Origin of the sequence: Serratia ficaria, assembly GCF_900187015.1 — a bacterium.
In the GTDB taxonomy this organism is placed as follows: Bacteria; Pseudomonadota; Gammaproteobacteria; order Enterobacterales; family Enterobacteriaceae; genus Serratia; species Serratia ficaria.
Map to the genome: position 1 here is coordinate 1,363,907 of NZ_LT906479.1, position 20,536 is coordinate 1,384,442.

General features: G+C 63.4%; 20 protein-coding genes. 14 read left to right on the forward strand and 6 right to left on the reverse strand.

Annotation, left to right across the window (positions count from 1 at the left end; all coding sequences use genetic code 11):
* Positions 1-135 precede the first annotated feature (135 nt).
* From seqA to CKW09_RS06470, 4 genes are all read left to right on the forward strand, one after another.
* Positions 136-675: a replication initiation negative regulator SeqA gene (seqA, locus tag CKW09_RS06455; RefSeq protein WP_061799958.1), complete on the forward strand. Its 540-nt coding sequence runs from the start codon at positions 136-138 to the stop codon at positions 673-675.
* Positions 676-749: 74 nt separating this feature from the next.
* Complete coding sequence (pgm, locus tag CKW09_RS06460) at positions 750-2,393, forward strand: phosphoglucomutase (alpha-D-glucose-1,6-bisphosphate-dependent) (RefSeq protein WP_061799960.1); 1,644 nt, start codon at positions 750-752, stop codon at positions 2,391-2,393.
* Positions 2,394-2,590: 197 nt separating this feature from the next.
* On the forward strand, positions 2,591-3,211 hold the full coding sequence (locus CKW09_RS06465) for a PadR family transcriptional regulator (RefSeq protein WP_061799962.1): 621 nt from the start codon (positions 2,591-2,593) through the stop codon (positions 3,209-3,211).
* Positions 3,211-3,504, forward strand: a complete 294-nt coding sequence (locus CKW09_RS06470; protein ID WP_061799965.1) for a DUF3861 domain-containing protein — start codon at positions 3,211-3,213, stop codon at positions 3,502-3,504. Before CKW09_RS06465 ends, CKW09_RS06470 begins: the two co-directional genes overlap by 1 nt.
* Here CKW09_RS06470 and kdpE read toward each other — a convergent pair.
* From kdpE to CKW09_RS24500, 6 genes are all read right to left on the reverse strand, one after another.
* Entirely contained in the window at positions 3,501-4,190 is a 690-nt protein-coding gene (gene kdpE / locus CKW09_RS06475; protein ID WP_095096251.1) for a two-component system response regulator KdpE, read from the reverse strand. The genes CKW09_RS06470 and kdpE overlap by 4 nt on opposite strands.
* A gap of 18 nt (positions 4,191-4,208) precedes the next feature.
* Positions 4,209-6,902, reverse strand: a complete 2,694-nt coding sequence (gene kdpD, locus CKW09_RS06480; RefSeq protein ID WP_061799970.1) for a two-component system sensor histidine kinase KdpD — start codon at positions 6,900-6,902, stop codon at positions 4,209-4,211.
* 76 nt (positions 6,903-6,978) lie between these two features.
* Complete coding sequence (kdpC, locus tag CKW09_RS06485; protein WP_061800024.1) at positions 6,979-7,548, reverse strand: potassium-transporting ATPase subunit KdpC; 570 nt, start codon at positions 7,546-7,548, stop codon at positions 6,979-6,981.
* A gap of 19 nt (positions 7,549-7,567) precedes the next feature.
* Positions 7,568-9,637, reverse strand: coding sequence for a potassium-transporting ATPase subunit KdpB (gene kdpB / locus CKW09_RS06490; RefSeq protein ID WP_095096253.1), 2,070 nt, complete (start codon positions 9,635-9,637; stop codon positions 7,568-7,570).
* A gap of 27 nt (positions 9,638-9,664) precedes the next feature.
* Positions 9,665-11,353, reverse strand: coding sequence for a potassium-transporting ATPase subunit KdpA (gene kdpA, locus CKW09_RS06495; RefSeq protein ID WP_095096254.1), 1,689 nt, complete (start codon positions 11,351-11,353; stop codon positions 9,665-9,667).
* Positions 11,353-11,442, reverse strand: coding sequence for a K(+)-transporting ATPase subunit F (locus CKW09_RS24500; RefSeq protein WP_037375124.1), 90 nt, complete (start codon positions 11,440-11,442; stop codon positions 11,353-11,355). Before CKW09_RS24500 ends, kdpA begins: the two co-directional genes overlap by 1 nt.
* Positions 11,443-11,898: 456 nt before the next feature.
* Here CKW09_RS24500 and CKW09_RS06505 point away from each other — a divergent pair, with 456 nt between their 5' ends.
* The 10 genes from CKW09_RS06505 to pcp all read left to right on the forward strand — a co-directional run bounded on the left by CKW09_RS06505 (position 11,899) and on the right by pcp (position 20,515).
* Positions 11,899-12,105: a YbfA family protein gene (locus CKW09_RS06505; protein ID WP_061799976.1), complete on the forward strand. Its 207-nt coding sequence runs from the start codon at positions 11,899-11,901 to the stop codon at positions 12,103-12,105.
* 244 nt (positions 12,106-12,349) lie between these two features.
* A complete protein-coding gene (gene phrB / locus CKW09_RS06510) occupies positions 12,350-13,777 on the forward strand; it encodes a deoxyribodipyrimidine photo-lyase (RefSeq protein ID WP_095096258.1) in 1,428 nt (475 codons plus the stop codon).
* A 22-nt stretch (positions 13,778-13,799) separates the two neighbouring features.
* On the forward strand, positions 13,800-14,780 hold the full coding sequence (locus CKW09_RS06515; RefSeq protein ID WP_095096261.1) for an MBL fold metallo-hydrolase: 981 nt from the start codon (positions 13,800-13,802) through the stop codon (positions 14,778-14,780).
* A gap of 18 nt (positions 14,781-14,798) precedes the next feature.
* Positions 14,799-15,542, forward strand: a complete 744-nt coding sequence (locus CKW09_RS06520) for a type 2 GTP cyclohydrolase I (RefSeq protein WP_061799983.1) — start codon at positions 14,799-14,801, stop codon at positions 15,540-15,542.
* Between the two features lie 211 nt (positions 15,543-15,753).
* The gene (gene pxpB / locus CKW09_RS06525) at positions 15,754-16,410 is read left to right on the forward strand and encodes a 5-oxoprolinase subunit PxpB (protein ID WP_073970357.1); all 657 of its coding nucleotides are present in this window, start codon (positions 15,754-15,756) and stop codon (positions 16,408-16,410) included.
* On the forward strand, positions 16,404-17,336 hold the full coding sequence (pxpC, locus tag CKW09_RS06530; RefSeq protein WP_061799986.1) for a 5-oxoprolinase subunit PxpC: 933 nt from the start codon (positions 16,404-16,406) through the stop codon (positions 17,334-17,336). The genes pxpB and pxpC overlap by 7 nt, the downstream gene beginning before the upstream one ends.
* Positions 17,326-18,063 carry a 5-oxoprolinase subunit PxpA gene (gene pxpA, locus CKW09_RS06535; protein WP_061799988.1) on the forward strand — a complete coding sequence of 246 codons (738 nt, stop codon included), beginning with the start codon at positions 17,326-17,328 and terminating at the stop codon, positions 18,061-18,063. The genes pxpC and pxpA overlap by 11 nt, the downstream gene beginning before the upstream one ends.
* 51 nt (positions 18,064-18,114) lie before the next feature.
* Complete coding sequence (locus tag CKW09_RS06540) at positions 18,115-18,846, forward strand: DUF969 domain-containing protein (RefSeq protein WP_061799990.1); 732 nt, start codon at positions 18,115-18,117, stop codon at positions 18,844-18,846.
* Positions 18,843-19,862: a DUF979 domain-containing protein gene (locus tag CKW09_RS06545; protein ID WP_061799993.1), complete on the forward strand. Its 1,020-nt coding sequence runs from the start codon at positions 18,843-18,845 to the stop codon at positions 19,860-19,862. Before CKW09_RS06540 ends, CKW09_RS06545 begins: the two co-directional genes overlap by 4 nt.
* An 8-nt stretch (positions 19,863-19,870) precedes the next feature.
* Positions 19,871-20,515 (forward strand): pyroglutamyl-peptidase I, encoded by a 645-nt coding sequence (pcp, locus tag CKW09_RS06550; RefSeq protein WP_061799995.1) that lies wholly within the window; start codon positions 19,871-19,873, stop codon positions 20,513-20,515.
* Positions 20,516-20,536 lie beyond the last annotated feature (21 nt).

Consider the following 20,536-nt stretch of genomic DNA (forward strand, 5'->3'; position numbering starts at 1 on the left):
ATAGGTATTAGTCTGCATTTTCCGTTTGGCGACACTTAGTGGTGTTCGCCCCCGCGCTTTTAACCTTATAATCCCATGGCTTGAATGCAGGATCTGGCTTCAGGTTCTAAGTAGAAAAAACAGTACTGGATAAAGATGAAAACTATTGAAGTCGACGAAGAGCTTTACCGTTATATTGCCAGCCACACGCAACACATCGGTGAGAGCGCGTCCGATATTTTACGCCGCATGTTGAAATTTACCGCAGGCCAACCGGTACGCTCCGTACCCGCCGCCGGCGCTCAGTCCGCCGAGTTGGAAAAGGCGGCGCCCGCGCAGCGCCCGCGCGATCGCGTGCGCGCCGTGCGTGAGCTGCTGCTGTCGGATGAGTACGCCGAGCAGAATAAGGCCGTTAACCGTTTTATGCTGGTGCTGTCCACGCTCTATACCCTCGATGCCGCCGGCTTTGCCGCCGCCACCGATGCGTTGCACGGCCGTACCCGCACCTACTTTGCCGGCGATCAGCAAACCCTGCTGGCCAACGGTACGCATACCAAGCCGAAACACGTTCCGGGCACCCCTTATTGGGTGATTACCAATACCAATACCGGCCGCAAACGCAGCATGATTGAACACATCATGCAGGCCATGCAGTTCCCGGCGGAACTGATAGAGAAAGTTTGCGGCACCGTCTAATTTAGCGAACAGCCCGTCATGCTGGCCGTGCGACATATTGCCCGGCCACTGGCAGGGATGAGGGAGATAGGTCGATGGCGAATAGTCCACGTGCCGGGCAGCCCGCCCGGCAAAGCGATTTGATCAACGTAGCCCAGCTTACGTCGCAGTACTATGTGCTGCAGCCGGAAGCGGGCAACGCCGCCCACGCGGTGAAATTCGGGACATCCGGTCACCGCGGCAGCGCGCTGCGCCACAGTTTTAATGAAGCGCACATTCTCGCCATCGCGCAGGCGATCGCCGAAGTTCGCCGTCAGCAGGGCACTACCGGTCCGTGCTACGTCGGCAAGGATACCCATGCGCTGTCGGAGCCGGCCTTCATTTCGGTGCTGGAAGTGCTGACCGCCAACGGCGTCGACGTGGTCGTGCAGGAAAACAACGGCTTCACGCCAACGCCGGCGGTATCGCACGCCATCCTGTGCCACAACCGCCAGGGCGGGGCGCAGGCCGACGGCATCGTCATTACCCCTTCCCATAACCCACCGGAAGACGGCGGCATCAAGTACAACCCGCCGAACGGCGGCCCGGCCGACACCAACCTGACCTCGGTGATTGAAAAGCGCGCCAACGAACTGCTGGCGCAGCAGTTGAAGGGCGTTCAGCGTCAGTCGCTGGACAAGGCCTGGAACAGCGGCCATCTGCACGCCAAAGATCTGGTGCAGCCGTACGTTGAAGGGCTGGTCGACGTCGTCGACATGCCCGCCATCCAGCGCGCCGGCCTGAAGCTGGGCGTGGATCCGCTCGGCGGCTCCGGCATCGCTTACTGGCAGCGCGTGGCCGAGCATTACCAGCTGGACCTGACGCTGGTGAACGATTCCATCGATCAGACCTTCCGCTTTATGCATCTGGATCACGACGGCATCATTCGCATGGATTGCTCTTCCGAGTCGGCGATGGCCGGGCTACTGGCGCTGCGCGACAAGTTCGATTTGGCGTTCGCCAACGATCCGGATTACGACCGCCACGGCATCGTGACGCCGAAGGGCCTGATGAACCCGAACCATTATCTGGCGGTGGCCATCAACTACCTGTTCCAGCATCGCCCGCAGTGGGGCGCCGACGTGGCGGTAGGCAAAACGCTGGTGTCCAGCGCGATGATCGACCGCGTGGTGGCCGACCTCGGCCGCAAGCTGGTGGAAGTGCCGGTCGGTTTCAAGTGGTTCGTTGACGGCCTGTTCGACGGCAGCTTCGGCTTCGGCGGCGAAGAGAGCGCCGGGGCATCGTTCCTGCGCTTCAACGGCACGCCGTGGTCGACCGACAAGGACGGCATCATCATGTGCCTGCTGGCGGCGGAAATCACCGCGGTTACCGGCGAGAACCCGCAGCATCATTACGACGATCTGGCCAAGCGCTTTGGCGCGCCAAGCTATAACCGCATCCAGGCGCCGGCCAGCCACGCGCAAAAAGCCGCGTTGTCCAAGCTGTCGCCGGAGATGGTCAAGGCCAGCACGCTGGGCGGTGATCCTATCACCGCGCGTCTGACCAGCGCGCCGGGCAACGGCGCGTCGATTGGCGGCCTGAAAGTGATGACCGACAACGGCTGGTTCGCCGCCCGTCCTTCAGGCACCGAAGAGGCCTACAAGATTTACTGCGAGAGCTTTCTGGGTGCCGAGCACCGCGAGAAGATCGAACATGAGGCGGTAGAGATCGTCAGCGAAGTCCTGGCTTCCGCGAAATAATCTTTCCCTTCGTACGAAAAAAAGCGCTGTTTTTACAGCGCTTTTTTTATGCCTGCAATTTAGATATATCTATTTTTCCTTCAGCGCTTGCGCATTTAGATATATCGATCTAAATTAGCTATATCGAAGCCATTTAGATATATCTAAACGACCTCGTGGTTAACATCGTCAAATCATTCATTGCGAGGTATCACCCTATGTTTCATCGATTAGGTTTACACCGTCATCGGCACCCTGAGTGCGAACAGGGCCACGGCCGTCATCGCGGCGGGCGCCATCGTTTTGGCGGCGAAGGGGAAACGCGCGGTCGCGGCGGGCGTCACCGCATGTTCGAGCACGGCGATCTGCGCCTGGTGTTGCTGGCGTTGGTGGCGCGCAAGCCCAGCCACGGCTACGAGCTGATCAAGGCGATCGACGAGGCGTCTTCCGGGCTGTACGTGCCGAGCCCGGGGGTGATTTATCCCACCCTGACGCTGCTGGAAGAGCAGGATTTCCTCGCGCCGATCACCACCGGCAACGGCCGCAAAAGCTATCAGATCACCGCGGCGGGCCAGAGCGAGCTGCAAAAGCATCAGCAGGTGGTCGACGTGATCCTGGCCCGCTTGGCCGGCGCCGGGCGCGAGCGGCACCCGCAGGGCAATCTGGCGGAAGGGATCTTCGACGCGATGCATCGCCTGCGCAGCCTGCTGCGCGGCAACGTGATGCGCGCCGACCTTACGCCGCAGCAGGTGGAACGCATCAATGCGGCCTTGCTGACCGCCGTCGCGGCGATTGAGCGCGAAATGAACATCAAACCCGCAGAACAGGAGAACGACTGATGCCCGGCCACCGTTTTAAAATCACCGTAGAAGCCCTGAGCGATCGCCAGGGCAACCCGGTAGAGAAAGCGCCGTTGAGTTTTGAAGTGGAGAATCACGACGATATTCTCGGCATCGTCGAACGCATCCAGGCGCGAGAGGACCTGAACTTCGGCCCCCGGCAAAGCGCGGCCTTCGCCGTTGGGCTGAAGCTGTTCTCCGAAGTGATGATCGAAAACCGCAAGCACCCGGTGTTCGCCCCGCTGCGCGAGGCGTTCAAGGCGTTTATGATCGGCTTGAAAAAGGGGCCTTAAGGCATAAAGCGGTAACCGACGCCGGTCTCGGTCAGCAGATGCCGGGGGCGCGCCGGATCGACCTCCAGCTTTTGCCGCAGATGGCCCATATAGATGCGCAGGTAATGGCTGTGTTCCACGTAGTTGGGGCCCCAGACGTGGCTCAGCAGCTGGCGCTGGGTGATCACCTTGCCTGAATTGGCCAGCAGTTCGGCCAGCAGCCGGAACTCAATCGGCGTCAGGTGCAGATCTTCATCGTTGCGCAGCACCCGGCGGTTGATCAGATCGACGGTGATGGCCGAAAAGCTGACCAACGGGCTTTCCTGCAGGCTGGCAGAATGGCGGCGCAGCGCCACCCGCACCCGCGCCAGCAGTTCGCCGATGCCGAACGGTTTGCTGAGGTAATCATCCGCTCCGGCGTCCAGCGCGGCGATCTTGTCTTCTTCCGCGTTGCGCGCCGACAGCACGATCACCGGAATGGCGCTCCATTGCCGCAGATCGCGGATATAGTTCAACCCGTCGCCGTCCGGCAACCCCAAATCCAGAATGATCAGGTCCGGCTTGCGCGTACCGGCTTCAATCAGCCCGCGCTGCAGCGTTTCGCTCTCAAATACCCGCAGGCCCTCGCTTTCCAGCGCGGTGCGCACGAAGCGGCGGATCTCTTTTTCATCCTCGACAATCAGAATGTTGGTTGGCGTTGTGCTCACGGTTCTCCAGGATATCGATTACAGATCGAAGGCTTCGCCCTCGATCTCGGGCGGTGTTTCCAGCGGCAGCATGAAGCGGAAGCTGGCGCCGCCGTTGGCGCCGTTTTCCGCCCAGATGCGGCCGTCATGCACTTCAATAATGGCACGGCAAATGGCTAACCCCAAACCGACGCCGGGGATCGCCGACTCTTTATTGCCGCGGGAGAACTTATCGAAAATCAGCTGTTGCTGATCGGCGGGAATGCCGGGGCCGTTATCCCAGATCTCCACCTCCAGCCACTCCGGCAGCGTGCGGGCGCGGATACCGATAATAGCATCCGCGCCGGCATATTTATTGGCGTTTTCCAACAGGTTAGTGAAAACCCGCTCCAGCAGGCTGCCGTCGCAGTTGACCAATATCTGCGCCGGCGGCAGCTCGACCACGATCCGATGCTGGCTGAGAATAGGCTCCAGCATGTGCAGCGAGGCGCCGACGATCTCCTCCAGCGATTGCCACTCCTTGCGCAGGTTGAAGCCGCCGGACTGGATGCGCGCCATATCCAGCAGGTTGTTCACCAGGCGGGTGGTGCTCAGCACCTGCTGGCGGATTTGGCTGGCCTGGGTGGCATGGTTGGAGCCTTCGGCCGCCAGATCCAGGGTGAGAATTTCCGCCTGGCCGAACAGCACCGTCAGCGGCGTGCGCAGGTCGTGCGACAGCGCGGCCAGCAGCGAGTTGCGCAGCTGCTCGCGCTCGGCATCCAGCTTGGCCTCCACCGCGCTGCGCGCCAGATGCAGCCGCTCCAGCGCGCTGGCGATCAGCACGGTGAAGGTTTGCAGCAGCCGCTGCTGCTCCGGCACCATCAGCTGGCGCAGGTTGTTGGGTTCGATCGCCAGCAGGCCGAAGGTCTGCGTGGGGGTGTTGAGCGGCAGCAGCTGGTAGGGGACGCCGGGCAGGGTATCGGTGCCGGCTCCCGCCGGCAGGCCCTTGTCGAAGCTCCAGCGCGCGATGGCTTCATCCACCGTCAGCAGTCCGCCTTCTTCGCCCACCATCTGCTGCAGCTTGCCGTCTTCCTGCGGCAGCAGCAGCACGGTTTTGGCCTGGAAGCTGCTGGAGAGGAAGTGGCGGCTGGTTTTGGCGATGTCGGCGAGGGTCAGCGCCTGGCTCAGCCCGCGCGACATCTCGTACAGGTGGCGGGCGCGCTGTTCGCGGTAGCGCGCCACCCGGGCCTGATAACGCACCCCGGCGGTGAGGTTGCCTATGGTGATGCCGACGATCAGCATCACGCCGAAAGTGAGCAGATACTGCATATCGCTGACGGCGAACGACCAGTGGGGCTGTACGAAGAACAGGTCGAAACTGGCGACGTTGATCACCGCCGCCAGCACCGAAGGCCAGCGGCCGAAGAACAGGGCGACGATCACCACCCCCAGCAGGTAGACCATGACCAGGTTGGCCTGATCGAAGCCCGGCAGCAGCCACTGCGACAGCAGGGTGATCAGGGCGCACAGCGCCACGGCGACCGCGCAGCCGCGCAGCTGCATGCGCCATTTCTCGTTGAAGCCGCGGCCGTCGTGCTCCTTGCCCGGCGGCGGGACGGCGTCATTTTCCAGCGCCACAATCACCAGATCGAGATCCGGCCCCAGCCGGCCGAGGCGATCGGCAAAGCTGCCGCGCAGCCTCCAGCGCTGCTCGCCGCGCCGGCCGATGATGATTTTCCCCAGGTTATGTTCACGGGCGTAGCGCAGCACCGCGCGCTCTTCCGACGGGTCGGACAGGGTGGCGGTTTCTGCGCCCAGCTCCTGCGCCAGCCGCAGCGCGCGCAAAATGGCGCGGCGCTGGTTTTCCGGCAGCCGGTGCAGCCTGGGGGTTTCCACATAAACCGCATGCCAATGGCAGCCCAGCCGCGCCGCCAGCCGTGCGGCGATGCGCACCAGCTTTTCGTTGCCGCTGTTGTGGCCGACGCACAGCAGAATGCTGTCGCGGGTGTGCCAGACTTTCTCGCGCCCCTGGGTATCGCGGAAGGCGCGCATCTGGTCATCGACCCGATCGGCGGTGCGGCGCAGCGCCAGCTCGCGCAGGGCGATCAGGTTGCCTTTGCGGAAAAAGTGCTCGATGGCGCGCTCGGCCTGGCCGGGCAGGTATACCTTGCCCTCGTTCAGCCGCTGGCGCAGATCGTCCGGCGGCAGGTCGACCAGCACCACCTCGGTGGCTTCGTCGAACACGTGATCGGGCACCGTTTCGCGCACCCGCACCCCGGTCACGCCGCCGACCACGTCGTTCAGGCTTTCCAGGTGCTGCACGTTGACGGTAGTCAGCACGTCGATGCCGGCGTCCAGCAGCTCCTCCACGTCCTGCCAGCGTTTGGGATGGCGTGACCCCTGCGCGTTGCTGTGCGCCAGCTCGTCCATCAGGATCAGCGCCGGGTGGCGCGCCAGCGCGGCGTCGAGGTCGAATTCGCGCACCAGCCGGCCGCGGTATTGAATGCGTTTTTGCGCCAGCACGTCGAGTCCGTCGAGCAGCGCGGCGGTTTCGCTGCGGCCATGGGTTTCCACCACGCCGATCAGCACGTCCAGCCCCTGGCCGCGCAGCCGCTGCGCTTCCTGCAGCATGGCGTAGGTTTTCCCCACCCCGGCGCAGGCGCCGAAGAACACCTTCAGCCGGCCGCGCGGTTTTTCATTGGCCACCGCCAGCAGGCTGTCGGGATTGGGGCGCTGTTGCTCTTCTTCGACCATCACAATTCCTTGGGTAACAAAGCAAAAAGGGGTTCGGCACGCCGAACCCTAGTATAACCCTTGTAAGCGCGGCGTATTACTGCAACGCGTCCAGCGCCAGGTTCAGCTTCAGCACGTTGACCACCGATTGCCCCATAAAGTTGGGCGTGGCCCTGTCGGTGTTTTCATCGATCAGCGTGGCCACCTGCGCCTGCGGCAGATGGCGCGCCGCCGCCACTCGCGCCAGCTGATAATGGGCGGCGGCGATCGAAATGTGCGGATCCAGCCCGCTGCCGGAGGCGGTCAGCAGATCGACCGGGATCGGGCCGCTCATCGCCGGGTTGGCCTGGCGCAGCTGCGCCGCGCGCTCGGCGATGGCCTTGTCCAGCGCCGGGTTGGTGGCAGCCAGGTTGCTGCCGGCCGAGGCCAGGGCATTATAGGCGGAATCGCCGGTGGCGGACGGGCGGCCCCAGAAATACTGCGGCTTGCTGAAGTTCTGGCCGATCAGCGCCGAACCGACCGCTTTGTCGCCCCGGTACAGCAACGAGCCGTTGGCCGCGCCGGAGAACAGCAGCTGCGACAGGCCGGTGGTCAACAGCGGATAGGCGATGCCGGTGAGCAGCGTCAGCAGGATCAGCAGCACCAGCGAAGGACGTAAATATGACATGTTCATTTCCTTTCAATGATTAACCGGCGATATGCAGCGCGACCAGGATCAGGTCGATCAGCTTGATGCCGACGAAGGGCACCAGCAGGCCGCCGACGCCATACATCCACAGGTTGCGGCGCAGCAGCGCCGCGGCGCTCATCGGCTTATAGCTCACCCCTTTCAGCGCCAGCGGGATCAGGAACACGATCACCAGGGCGTTGAAGATCACCGCCGACATGATGGCGGAGGCGGGGGAGTGCAGATGCATCACGTTCAGCGCGTTCAACTGCGGGTAGGTCGCCGCGAACGCCGCCGGAATGATGGCGAAGTATTTGGCCACGTCGTTGGCGATGCTGAAGGTGGTCAGCGAGCCGCGGGTCATCAGCATCTGTTTGCCGATGTGCACCACTTCGATCAGCTTGGTCGGGTTGGAATCCAGATCGACCATGTTGCCCGCCTCTTTGGCGGCCTGGGTGCCCGAGTTCATCGCTACCGCCACGTCGGCCTGCGCCAGCGCCGGGGCGTCGTTGGTGCCGTCGCCGGTCATCGCCACCAGCCGGCCTTCGGCCTGATACTGGCGGATCAGCGCCAGCTTGGCTTCCGGCGTGGCTTCCGACAGGAAGTCGTCCACCCCGGCCTCGGCGGCGATCGCCGCGGCGGTCAACGGGTTGTCGCCGGTGATCATCACCGTCTTGATGCCCATTTTGCGCAGCTCGGCAAAGCGTTCCTTGATGCCGCCCTTGACGATATCCTTCAGCGCCACCACGCCCAACACCCGCGGCCCCTCGGCCACCACCAGCGGCGTGCCGCCGGTGCGCGCCACGCTTTCCACCAACTCGTCCACCGCCCGCGGGAAGTGGCCCTGATTGGATTCAACATGGCGGCGAATGGCGTCCACCGCCCCTTTGCGGATCATGCGCTCCTGCACGTTGACGCCGCTCATGCGGGTCTGGGCGGAGAAGGGCACGAAGGTGGCGTTCAGCGCCTGCAGATCGCGTTCGCGCAGGTTGAAGCGCTGCTTGGCCAGCACCACGATGCTGCGGCCTTCCGGCGTTTCGTCCGCCAGCGAGGCCAGCTGCGCGGCGTCCGCCAGCTCTTGCTCCTTCACCCCCGGCGCCGGCAGAAACTCCGACGCCTGGCGGTTGCCCAGCGTGATGGTGCCGGTCTTGTCCAGCAGCAGCACGTCGACGTCGCCGGCGGCCTCCACCGCGCGGCCGCTGGTGGCGATGACGTTGGCGCCGAGCATCCGGCTCATCCCGGCGACGCCGATGGCCGACAGCAGGCCGCCGATGGTGGTGGGGATCAGGCACACCAGCAGCGCCACCAGCACGGTGATGGTGACCACCGAGCCGCCGTTGGCCGCGTCGACGCTGTATTGCGAGAACGGCAGCAGCGTGGCGGTGGCCAGCACGAACACGATGGTCAGCGCCACCAGCAGAATGGTCAGCGCCACTTCGTTCGGGGTTTTGCGGCGCTTGGCGCCTTCCACCATGGCGATCATCCGGTCGAGGAAGGTTTCGCCCGGGTTGACGCTGCATTGCACCACCAGCCAGTCGGACAGCACGCGGGTGCCGCCGGTCACCGAGGAAAAGTCACCGCCGGATTCGCGGATCACCGGCGCGGATTCACCGGTGATGGCGCTTTCGTCCACCGAGGCGCCGCCTTCCAGCACTTCACCGTCGCAGGGAACGGTATCGCCGGCTTCCACCAGCACGATATCGCCCTTGCGCAGGCTTTCGGCGGACACTTTTTCGGTGGCGCCGTCGCGGCGCGGGCCGGCCAGCTTTTTCGCCCAGCTGGTTTTCTTGGTGCCCCTCAGGCTCTCCGCCTGGGCCTTGCTGCGGCCTTCGGCCAGCGCTTCGGCGAAATTGGCGAACAGCACGGTGAACCACAGCCACAGGGCGACGCTGCCGGTAAACGCGACGTTGCCGTCGGTCTTGCCGGCCAAAATCGCCAGCCAGATGGCGGTGGTCAGGATGCTGCCGATATACACCACGAACATCACCGGATTGCGCCACTGAACGCGAGGATCCAGCTTTTTCACCGCATCGATCAGCGCGGTGCGCACCAGTGCCGGTTCAAACAGCGCGCGTTGTTTGCGAGTCATCTCTTTATTCTCTCTCTATGACGTCGGTTAGTTGGCCAGCCAAAGCTGCAGGTGCTCGGCCACCGGTCCCAGCGCCAGCGCCGGTACGAAGGTTAATGCGCCCACCAGCAGCACGGTGCCGATCAGCAGGCCGATAAACAGCGGTCCGTAGGTCGGCAGGGTGCCGTTGCCGGCCGGCTGGCGTTTCTTGGCGCTCAGCGAACCGGCGATCGCCAGCACCGGCAGGATCACGCCGAAGCGGCCGACGAACATGGCGCAGGCCAGCAGCAGGTTGTAGAACGGCGTATTGACGCTCAAACCGGCGAAGGCGCTGCCGTTGTTGTTGGCGGCGGAGGAGAGGGCATACAGCACTTCGCTGAAGCCGTGGGCGCCGGGGTTGAGGATGCCGGCCCGGCCCGCGTCGGTGGCGATGGCCAGCGCGCTGCCCAACAGCACCAGCGTCGGCGTGACCAGGATCGCCAGCGCGGTCATCTTCATGTCGTAGACGTCGATTTTCTTGCCCAGGTATTCCGGGGTGCGGCCGATCATCAGGCCGGCGATAAACACCGTCAGCAGCACGAACAGCAGCATGCCGTACAGGCCGGAGCCGACGCCGCCGAACACCACTTCGCCGATCTGCATCAACCACATCGGCACCATGCCGCCCAGCGCGGTGAAGGAATCGTGCATGGCGTTGACCGCGCCGCAGGAGGCGGCGGTGGTGACCACCGAGAACAGGCCGGTGGCGAGAATGCCGAAGCGCGATTCCTTGCCTTCCATATTGATGTTGCCGGCGCCGCCCAGCGTGCTAAGGTGCGGGTTGCCCGCCAGCTCGGCGTACATCACCACCACCACCGCCACCACGAAGATCAGCGCCATCGCCCAGATCAGCGCATGGCCCTGGCGGTTTTCGCCGGCGACCTGACCGAAGGAAAAGCACAGCGCGCAGGGGATCAGGAAGATCGCCAGCATCTGCACGAAGTTGGTCAGCACGGTCGGGTTTTCGAAGGGATGCGCCGAGTTGGCGCCGAAGAAGCCGCCGCCGTTGGTGCCGAGCATCTTGATAGCTTCCTGCGAAGCCACCGGCCCCATCGGCAGCGTCTGTTGCGCGCCTTCCAGCGTGCTGACATGCAGATAGGGCAGGAAGTTTTGCAGCGTGCCCTGGCTGACGAAGAACAGCGCGATCGGCAAGGAGATCGGCAGCAGCACGTACAGCGTCACGCGGAAGATGTCGACCCAGGCGTTGCCGATGGTGGCGCTGGAGCGGCGGGTAAAGGCGCGGATCAGCGCAAAGGCCACGGCGATGCCGGTGGCGGCGGACAGGAAGTTCTGCACCGCCAGCCCGGCCATTTGGCTGAGGTAGCTGAGGGCGCTTTCACCGCTGTAGGCCTGCCAGTTGGTGTTGGTGACGAAGCTGACCGCGGTATTGAACGCCAGATCCCAGGACAGCCCCGGGAAGCCTTGCGGGTTGAGCGGCAGCGAACCCTGCGCCATCAACAGCGCAAACAACAACGCCAGGCCGAGCAGGTTGAAGCACAGGATCGCCAGCGCGTATTGCCGCCAGTTCATTTCGGCGGCGTCATTGCCGCAGCAACGCCATACGCCGGCCTCCAGGCGCCGCAGCGCCGGCAGCGGTTCGCCTTCGATCAGGCGCGCCAGAAAACCGCCCAGCGGCCGGGCCAGCAGCAGAAGCACCAGCAGGAAGCTGGCGATCAGTAAAAAGGCTGAAGCCGCCATCAGAAGTCCTCCGCATTGAACAGGGCGTAAACCAGATAGCCCAACAGCAGCAGAACCAACAGCGCACCACCAATAACGCTGAAACTCACGGGACACCTCCAGAGGTGTTGTTTTTGATAGGGGCAGTGTAGGGAGGGCGGTAGAAAGAAGATGAAAAAATAGCGCGGGCGGGTGTAAAAAAAGTATAAAAATGGCTGAAATCACTGCAAAAAATGGCGTTTTTACCCGCCATGATGGCCCCGTTGGCGCGTTTCAGCCCGGGGGAAAACGCGCGGTGGGCAGCCGCAACGGCCGCCGGGGGTAAAAAGCGCATAAATAGCCACAATGTAACCAATGTTTAGTTAATAATTAACCTTGGTGTAACAAAATTACGGATTGGCGAAAATATTTGCGCTTTTTTGCGCCTTTTAGTGGTCGGATGAGTAGTAAACTTTCAGCAAGTGCGCTAAAATTTTGTCCAGTTACCAAATCATCGATTGTTCGTTTATGCGCCAGCGCCGTTTCCCCTGACAAATCAACGGCCGGGCGTTTTTAAGGAGGTTCGCATGTCTACATACCACGCTTATTCATTGCATCGGATTCTCCTGCGCCGCAGCGCAGTGATCCTGGCAGGCATTCTGGCGTTACCGGTGATGCTGTTCCGCAGCGACCGGGCGCGTTTCTACAGCTATTTGCACCGCGTCTGGTCAAAAACCAGCGATAAGCCGGTCTGGCTGCAGCAGGCGGAACTGGCGGCCTGCGATTTCTATTGATCGCCAACGCCGGCCCCTGAAAACCCTCGCTTCGGCGGGGGTTTTTTTATGCCTGTGCGCCGCGCGTAGCCGGTGTTAAGGTCGTATTCACTCAGCCTTTCTTCTACACTTTTATCCTCTTTCACTACAGCGGGAGAACGGCATGCACAAACTACCCGGACCGCTATCTGGCCGAACAGCGCTACTTCGAACCCTATCCGGAGGCGCTGCGTCTGCATACGGCCATTGATCGACAAGGAGTTTTATGACCACGCATCTGGTCTGGCTGCGCAACGATCTGCGCATTACCGATAACCAGGCGCTGCACGCCGCCTGCGGCGATCCCTCCGCCCGGGTGCTGGCGGTGTTTATCGCCACGCCGCAGCAGTGGCGGCGGCACGGCATGGCGCCGCGCCAGGCGGCGCTGATCTACGCCAGCCTGCGGCAGCTGCAGCTGGCGCTGGCGCAAAAGGGCATTCCGCTGCACTGCCATCAGTGCGATGACTTCACCGCCGCTGTCGACTGGCTGGCGGACTACTGCGAACGGCGGCAGGTGGACGCGCTATTTTACAACCGGCAGTACGAGCTCAATGAGCGGCGGCGCGACCAGCTGTTGGCGCAACGCCTGGCCGGCCGGGTGGCGTGCCGGAGCTTCGACGACGGCCTGCTGTTGCCGCCGGGCAGCGTGCTCACCGGCGGCGGCGAGATGTATAAGGTCTATACGCCGTTTCGCAACGCCTTTATCCGCCGGCTGACCGAGTCTGACCTGCGCTGCCTGCCGGCGCCCAAGCCGCGCGGGGAGGCGCTGCCGCCGCCGGAGGCGCCCGAAGCGTTCGACTACCCGGCCGCCGAGACGGGGGCGGATTTCCCCGCCGGCGAAGAGGCGGCGCTGCAGCGGCTGCGCGCTTTCTGCCGCGAGCAGGTGCAGGATTATCTTCGGCAGCGCGACCTGCCGGCCCTGGCCGGCACCAGCAGCCTGTCGCCCTATCTGGCGATTGGTGCGCTGTCGCCGCGCCAATGTTTTAACCGGCTGCGCGCCGAACATCCGTCGGTATTGGCGGCACCGGAAAGCGGCGCTTTCGGCTGGCTGAATGAGCTGATCTGGCGTGAGTTTTATCGGCATTTGATGGTGGCCTATCCTGCATTATGCCGGCACCGTCCCTTTATCGACTGGACGGATAAGGTACGCTGGCGCCAGGACGACGCCATGCTGCAGGCGTGGCAGCGCGGGCAAACCGGTTATCCGATCGTCGACGCCGCCATGCGCCAGCTGAACGAAACCGGCTGGATGCACAACAGGTTGCGGATGATCAGCGCCAGCTTTCTGGTGAAGGATCTGCTGATCGACTGGCGCGCCGGCGAGCGTTATTTCATGTCGCAACTGCTCGACGGCGATTTGGCGGCCAATAACGGCGGCTGGCAGTGGGCGGCCTCTACCGGCACCGACGCCGCACCCTATTTCCGCATCTTTAACCCGACCACGCAGGGCGAACGTTTTGATCCGCAAGGCACTTTTATCCGTAAATGGTTGCCTGAACTGGCGGCGGTGCCGGACAATGATATTCATCACCCCCAACGCTGGGCGGAAAAACAGCGGCTAACTCTGGAGTATCCGTTGCCAATCGTCGACCACAAGCAGGCCAGGCTGGATACGCTGGCGGCTTTTGAAGCGGCGAAGAGCGGGGGATTTTGAGGCAACTGCAAGGAGCGACGCAATGATGAAAACGGTGCTGGCCCTGGCCCTCAGCGGCTACTCCGCGCTGGCGATGGCCGGCTTTGAGGTGGTGGCGCTCGGCGTCGACGGCGGCGTCAGCGACGGCAACCTGACGTCCTATCTGATCCGCAGCGACGGTAAGCCGCAGTACGTGGCGCTGGACGCCGGCTCGTTATTGCCGGGCATCGCCAAAGGGCTGGAGAAGGGCAGCTTCCCGCAGGTCACCCCCGAGCTGGCCGCGCCTTATACCCCCCAGGGCTACGTGTTTCGCCAGCTGATCGGCGGCTATTTCATCAGCCATGGGCATCTGGACCACGTGGCGGGGTTGATCATCGGCGCCCCCGAAGACAATAAAAAAACCGTATACGCCCAGGCGGACACCGTACTGACCCTGCGCAATCATTATTTTAACTGGAAGGCCTGGCCGAACTTCACCGACGCCGGCAACGGCGCACGGCTGGGCACTTATCGGCTGCAGACGGTGCGCCCGTTGCAGCGCTTTACCCTCGGCGTGACCGGGCTGAGCGGCGTGATGTACCCGCTTAGCCACGATCGCTACCCTTCATCGATGCTGCTGGTGTCCGACAACGCCGGCGCTTTCGCCTATTTCGGCGATACCGGGCCGGACACGGTGGAGCAGTCGCGCGATCTCGACGCCGCCTGGCGCGCGCTGGGGCCGCTGATCGAGCAGAAAAAGCTGAAGGGCATGATCATTGAAACCTCGTACCCCAACGGGATCGAGGATAAACATCTGTACGGCCACCTGACCCCGGCCTGGTTGCTGAAAGAGCTGAAGAACCTGGCGCGATACAGCGGCGGCGAAGGCTCGCTGAAAGATTTGCCGGTGGTGATCGGCCACATCAAGCCCAGCCTGAAACAGGGCGAAGAGGTGCGCGCCACCATCAAACAGCAGCTGGAGCAGGGCAACGATCTGGGCGTTAAATTCATCCTGATGGAGCAGGGCGACCGCCAGACATTTTGAATATGAAGAGAGAAGACTATGCGTAACCTCGATCTGGAAAATCTGATCAACAGCGAGCTGAACGCTTCGGCGTTTCAGGACTATGCGCCCAACGGGCTGCAGGTAGAAGGGCGCCCGCACGTGCAGCGCATCGTCACCGGCGTCACCGCCTGCCAGGCGTTGCTGGACGCCGCGGTGGAGCATCAGGCCGACGCGATCGTCGTGCATCACGGCTACTTCTGGAAAAACGAAGCGCCGGCGGTGCGCGGCATGAAGCGCAACCGGCTGAAAACGCTGCTGACCAACGACATCAACCTGTACGGCTATCATCTGCCGCTGGATGCGCACCCGGTGCTGGGCAACAATGCGCAGCTGGCGCAGACGCTCGGCATTCGGGTGATTGGCGAGGTGGAGCCGCTGGTGCCGCACGGCGAATTCGAGCAGCCGCTGAGCGGCGCGGAACTGCAGCAGCGCCTCGAGCAGCGCCTGGGGCGCAGCGTATTGCACTGCGGCGATAATGCGCCGGCGCATATTCGCCGGGTGGCCTGGTGCACCGGCGGCGGGCAGGGCTTTATCGACAGCGCGGCGCGTTTCGGCGTTGACGCCTTCATCAGCGGCGAAGTCTCTGAGCAGACCATTCACAGCGCCCGGGAAATGGGCGTGCATTTCTTTGCCGCCGGTCACCATGCCACCGAGCGCGGCGGCGTAAAGGCGCTGGGCGAATGGCTGGCGCAGCAGCACGGTTTTGACGTGACCTTTATCGATATTCCGAACCCCGCCTGATTTTCCGCTCCCGGGATCCGGCCGGCGCGTGAGCCGGGCTGGATCCTTTTATCGCTTTAATTCCTTATTTTTTCAATGGTTGCGTTCTATTGACAGCCAGCGGTGCGTCGCGCATAACTGTGTGTCATTGCAAATAAGAAAATCCCCGATGAATTTCGAGCGCAGACAGCGACGCTGCCGCTGGAAAGACGGCGGGATAAGGAGAATCAGGGTGCAACGAGCGCGATATTACCTGTTGGGCGAACGAGCGGTAGTGCTTGAGCTGTCGCCGCCGGTGACGCTGCCGAGTCAGCAGCGCATTTGGGCGCTGGCGGAAAAACTGAATCATCATCCCGAGGTGCGGGAAGTGGTGCCGGGCATGAATAACCTGACGCTGCTGCTGCATACGCCGCAGGCCGATGCCGCAGCGATGCTCGCGCTGTTGCAGCAAGGTTGGGACAGCGAGGAAAGCCTGGTGCCGGAATCGCGCCAGGTGGACATTCCGGTGGTCTACGGCGGGGAACAGGGCCCCGATCTGGATGAGGTGGCGCGCCATACCGGGCTGACGCCGCGGCAGGTGGTGGAATGCCACGCTGCGGCGGACTACGTGGTCTACTTTCTCGGCTTCCAGCCCGGCTTCTCCTATCTGGGCGGCATGCCGGAAAAGCTGGCCACGCCGCGCCGCGCCGAACCGCGGCTGGCGGTGGCGGCCGGCTCCGTCGGCATCGGCGGCGGCCAGACCGGCATCTATCCGCTGGTCACGCCCGGCGGTTGGCAGCTGATCGGCCGCACGCCGCTGGCCTTGTTCAATCCGCATGAAATGCCGCCGACGTTGCTGCGCCCGGGCGATAACGTGCGTTTTGTGCCGCAGAAGGAGGGGGTATGCTGACTATTCTGCGAGCGGGCATTTACACCACGGTACAGGACCTGGGGCGTGACGGTTTTCGTCGTCTCGGGGTCAGCTCCGGCGGCGCGCTCGATGCGCCGGCGCTGAAGATTGCCAACCTGCTGGTGGGCAATGCGCCGGACGCCGCCGGGTTGGAAGTGACCCTCGGCCAGTTCAGCGCCGAATTTAACCGCCCGGGCTGGATCGCGTTGACCGGCGCCGGCTGCGATGCCCAGCTGGACGGCGAGCCGCTGTGGACCGGCTGGCGTTATCCGGTGAAAAAGGGCCAACGGCTGACGCTGAAAACGCCGAAGCGCGGCATGCGCAGCTATCTGGCGGTGTCCGGCGGCATCGCGGTGCCGGAAATGCTGGGATCGCGCAGTACCGATATGAAAGCCGCCTTCGGCGGGTTGGAAGGCCGCAATCTGAAAGACGGCGATCGACTGCCGTTGGGAAAAGAAGGCGCATTGCCGCATCGCCGCTGCGGGGTGAAACAGCTGTTGTTCAATAACCGCATCCGCGCGCTGCCGGGGCCGGAATACGCCGAATTCAGCGAAGAGGCGCAGGAAAGCTTCTGGCGCACCGCCTGGCAGCTTAGCCCGCAGAGCAACCGCATGGGCTACCGTCTGCACGGCGGCAATCCGCTGACCCGCACCACCGATCGTGAAATGCTGTCGCACGGCCTGCTGCCGGGGGCGGTGCAGGTGCCGCACAACGGTCAGCCGATCGTGCTGATGGCCGATGCGCAAACCACCGGCGGTTACCCGCGCATCGCCTGCGTGATCGAAGCCGATCTCTACCATCTGGCGCAGATCCGCCTTGGCGAGCCGATCCACTTCATTCACTGTTCGCTGGCGGAGGCGCGGCGCGCCAAGGCCGAACAGGATCTCTTCATTCAACAGATAGCTTGGGGGTTAGATGATCGTTGATTTAAACGCCGATCTCGGCGAAGGCTGCGCCAACGACGAAGCGCTGCTGCAGTTGGTCAGCTCGGCCAATATCGCCTGCGGAGCCCATGCCGGCGATGCGCAAACCATGCGCCAGTCGGTGCGCTGGGCGCTGCAGTACGGCGTGGCGATCGGCGCTCACCCGAGTTTTCCGGACCGGGAGAACTTTGGCCGCACCCGCATGCAGCTGCCGCCGGAAACGGTGTATGCGCAGCTGGTGTACCAACTGGGCGCGCTGGCGGCGATCGCCCGCGCCGAAGGGGGCGTGATGGTGCACGTGAAACCGCACGGCATGCTGTACAACCAGGCGGCGGTCGAACCGGCGCTGGCGGAGGCTATCGCGCGGGCGGTGAAGGCGGTCGATCCGGCGCTGCGGCTGGTGGGGCTGGCCGGCAGCGAGCTTATTCGCGCCGGACAGCGACAGGGCCTGACGACGCGGCAGGAAGTGTTCGCCGATCGCGGCTATCAGGCGGACGGCACGCTGGTGCCGCGCGGTTTGCCGGGCGCGTTGATCGAGGACGACGAACAGGCGCTGGCGCAAACGCTGGAAATGGTGCGCCATCATCGGGTGCGCACCCTGGACGGCACCTGGGCCGCGGTGCAGGCGGAAACCGTCTGCCTGCACGGCGACGGGGCACATGCGCTGGAGTACGCGCGGAAACTGCGGGACAGCTTTGTCCAGCAAGGCATCCGCGTCAGCGCCGAGTAACGCCATACACGACATCACAATAAAACTATTAGAAATCATCGAGGGAAGACTATGGAACAGGCCGTCAATCTCTGGCCGCTGATCGGCATCGCCGCTATCGTGCTGGGGTTCGTTTTACGCTTCAACCCGGTGCTGGTGGTGATCGCCGCCGGCATCATCACCGGTCTGGCGGCGCTGATGCCGCTGGACGTGATCCTGGAAAAGCTCGGCGAGGGCTTTCTCAATACCCGCAACCTGCCGCTGATCCTGTTGCTGCCGCTGGCGGTGATCGGCCTGCTGGAGCGCCACGGTTTGAAGGAGCGGGCGCAGGCGTGGATCGCTAAAATCAAAAGCGCCACCGCCGGGCGTTTGCTGATCGTCTACCTGTTCGTGCGCGAAATTACCGCCGCCATGGGGCTGACCAGCCTGGGCGGCCATCCGCAGATGGTGCGGCCGCTGCTGGCGCCGATGGCGGAAGGGGCGACCGAAAACCGCTACGGCGAGCTGCCGGAGCGCACCCGCCATCGCCTGCGCGCCATGTCGGCCGCGACGGACAACGTCGGGCTGTTCTTCGGCGAGGATATTTTCGTGGCCTTCGGCGCGATTATCTTCATGCACAACTTTATGCTGGAGTCGGGGGGCATCCAGACCGAACCGCTGCACATCGCGCTGTGGGGCATCCCCACCGCCATTTTCGCCTTCCTGATCCATTCATTCCGGCTCTACCGCATGGACAAGCAGCTCAGCGCTGAGCTGGCGCAGCTGAACCAGGCGGCGCTGCAGGCGAAGGGGGACGCGCAATGAATTTCCAACAGCAATATCTCTATTGGCTGGCCGGCGTGGTGCTGCTCATCGTGGCGGTGATGTCGTTCCGCGATCGCGCCAACCCGCGCCGCATCACCACCGGCTTGTTTTGGGCGCTGTACGGCCTGGTGTTCCTGGTCGGCGACTGGACCTACGGCCTGCTGGGCGAGGTGTTGGGCGAAGGCAGCAATGAGAAACGCATGCTGCATATCATCGTCGGCGTGGTGGTGGTGATCATGGCCCTGATCGCCGGCTTCGGCGGCGTGCGGTTGGGCAGCTATCATCAGCGCACGCCGCAGGAGCGCGAAGCCAGCGCCAAACGCCTGGGCAACCGGCTGTTTGTGCCGGCGCTGGCGATCCCGGTGGTGACGGTGGTCGGCGTACTGCTGTTCAACAATATCCCCGCCCTGCAGACCGCGGTATTCGGCGCCGGCAACCACGCGACGCTGATCACCCTGTTTTCGATGACGCTGGGGGTGGTGCTCGGCGGCATCATTGCGGTAAGCATGACGCGCGAAACCCTGTCGCAGCCGATACAGGAAACGCGCCGCCTGCTGGATTCGATCGGCTGGGCGTTTATTCTGCCGCAGATCCTCGCCACGCTGGGGCTGCTGTTCACCGTCGCCGGCGTGGGCACGGCGATTTCCCATCTGACCCAGGAGTACCTGGCGGTCGATAACCGCTTTATCGCCGTGGCGGTTTACGCCATCGGCATGGCGCTGCTGACCATGGTGATGGGCAACGCCTTCGCCGCTTTCCCGATCGTTACCGCCGGCGTCGGCATCCCGATCCTGGTGCTGCAGCACGGCGGCAACCCGGCGGTGATGGCGGCGATCGGCATGTTTTCCGGCTATTGCGGCACGCTGATGACGCCAATGGCTGCTAACTTTAATATTGTGCCGGCGGCGTTGCTGGAGCTGCCGGACAAGAATGCGGTGATCAAGGCGCAGGTGCCGACCGGCGTGCTGTTGCTGTTGGTGAACGTATTCCTGCTTTATTTCCTGATGTTCCTGTAGGAGAGCTGATGCAAAAGGTATTGATTACGGGCTTTGAGCCCTTTGGCGGCGAACGCGTCAATCCCTCCTGGGAAGTGGTGAAGCAGCTGAACGATATGGAACTGGTCGGCACGCGGGTGGTGGCGCGGCAGCTGCCGTGCGTGTTTGGCGCGGCGCTGGCTGCGCTGAATGCGGCGATCGACGAGGTGCAGCCGGTGATGGTGCTGGCGATCGGCCAGGCCGGCGGCCGCACCGACATCACGCTGGAACGGGTGGCGATTAACGTCGATGATGCGCGCATTCCGGATAACCGGGAGCAGCAACCCATCGACGAGCCGATCGTCGCCGACGGCCCGGCGGCTTATTTCAGCACCTTGCCGATCAAGGCGATGGTCAGTTCGATGCGCGAAGCCGGCATTCCGGCTTCCGTTTCACAAACCGCCGGCACCTACGTGTGCAACCACGTGATGTATGGCCTGCTGCACCGTCTGAGCGGCCAGCAGGAGATCAAGGGCGGGTTCATTCATATCCCTTACCTGCCGGAGCAGGCGGCGGCGCACCCCGGCGCGCCGAGCATGGCGGCGTCGACGGTGCTGTTCGCCATTGAGCTGGCCATTTCAATCGCGCTGCAGGTGGAACACGATCTGAAAGTGGTTGGCGGCGCGACGCACTAACCGGTCGTTCCCCGGCGCAGC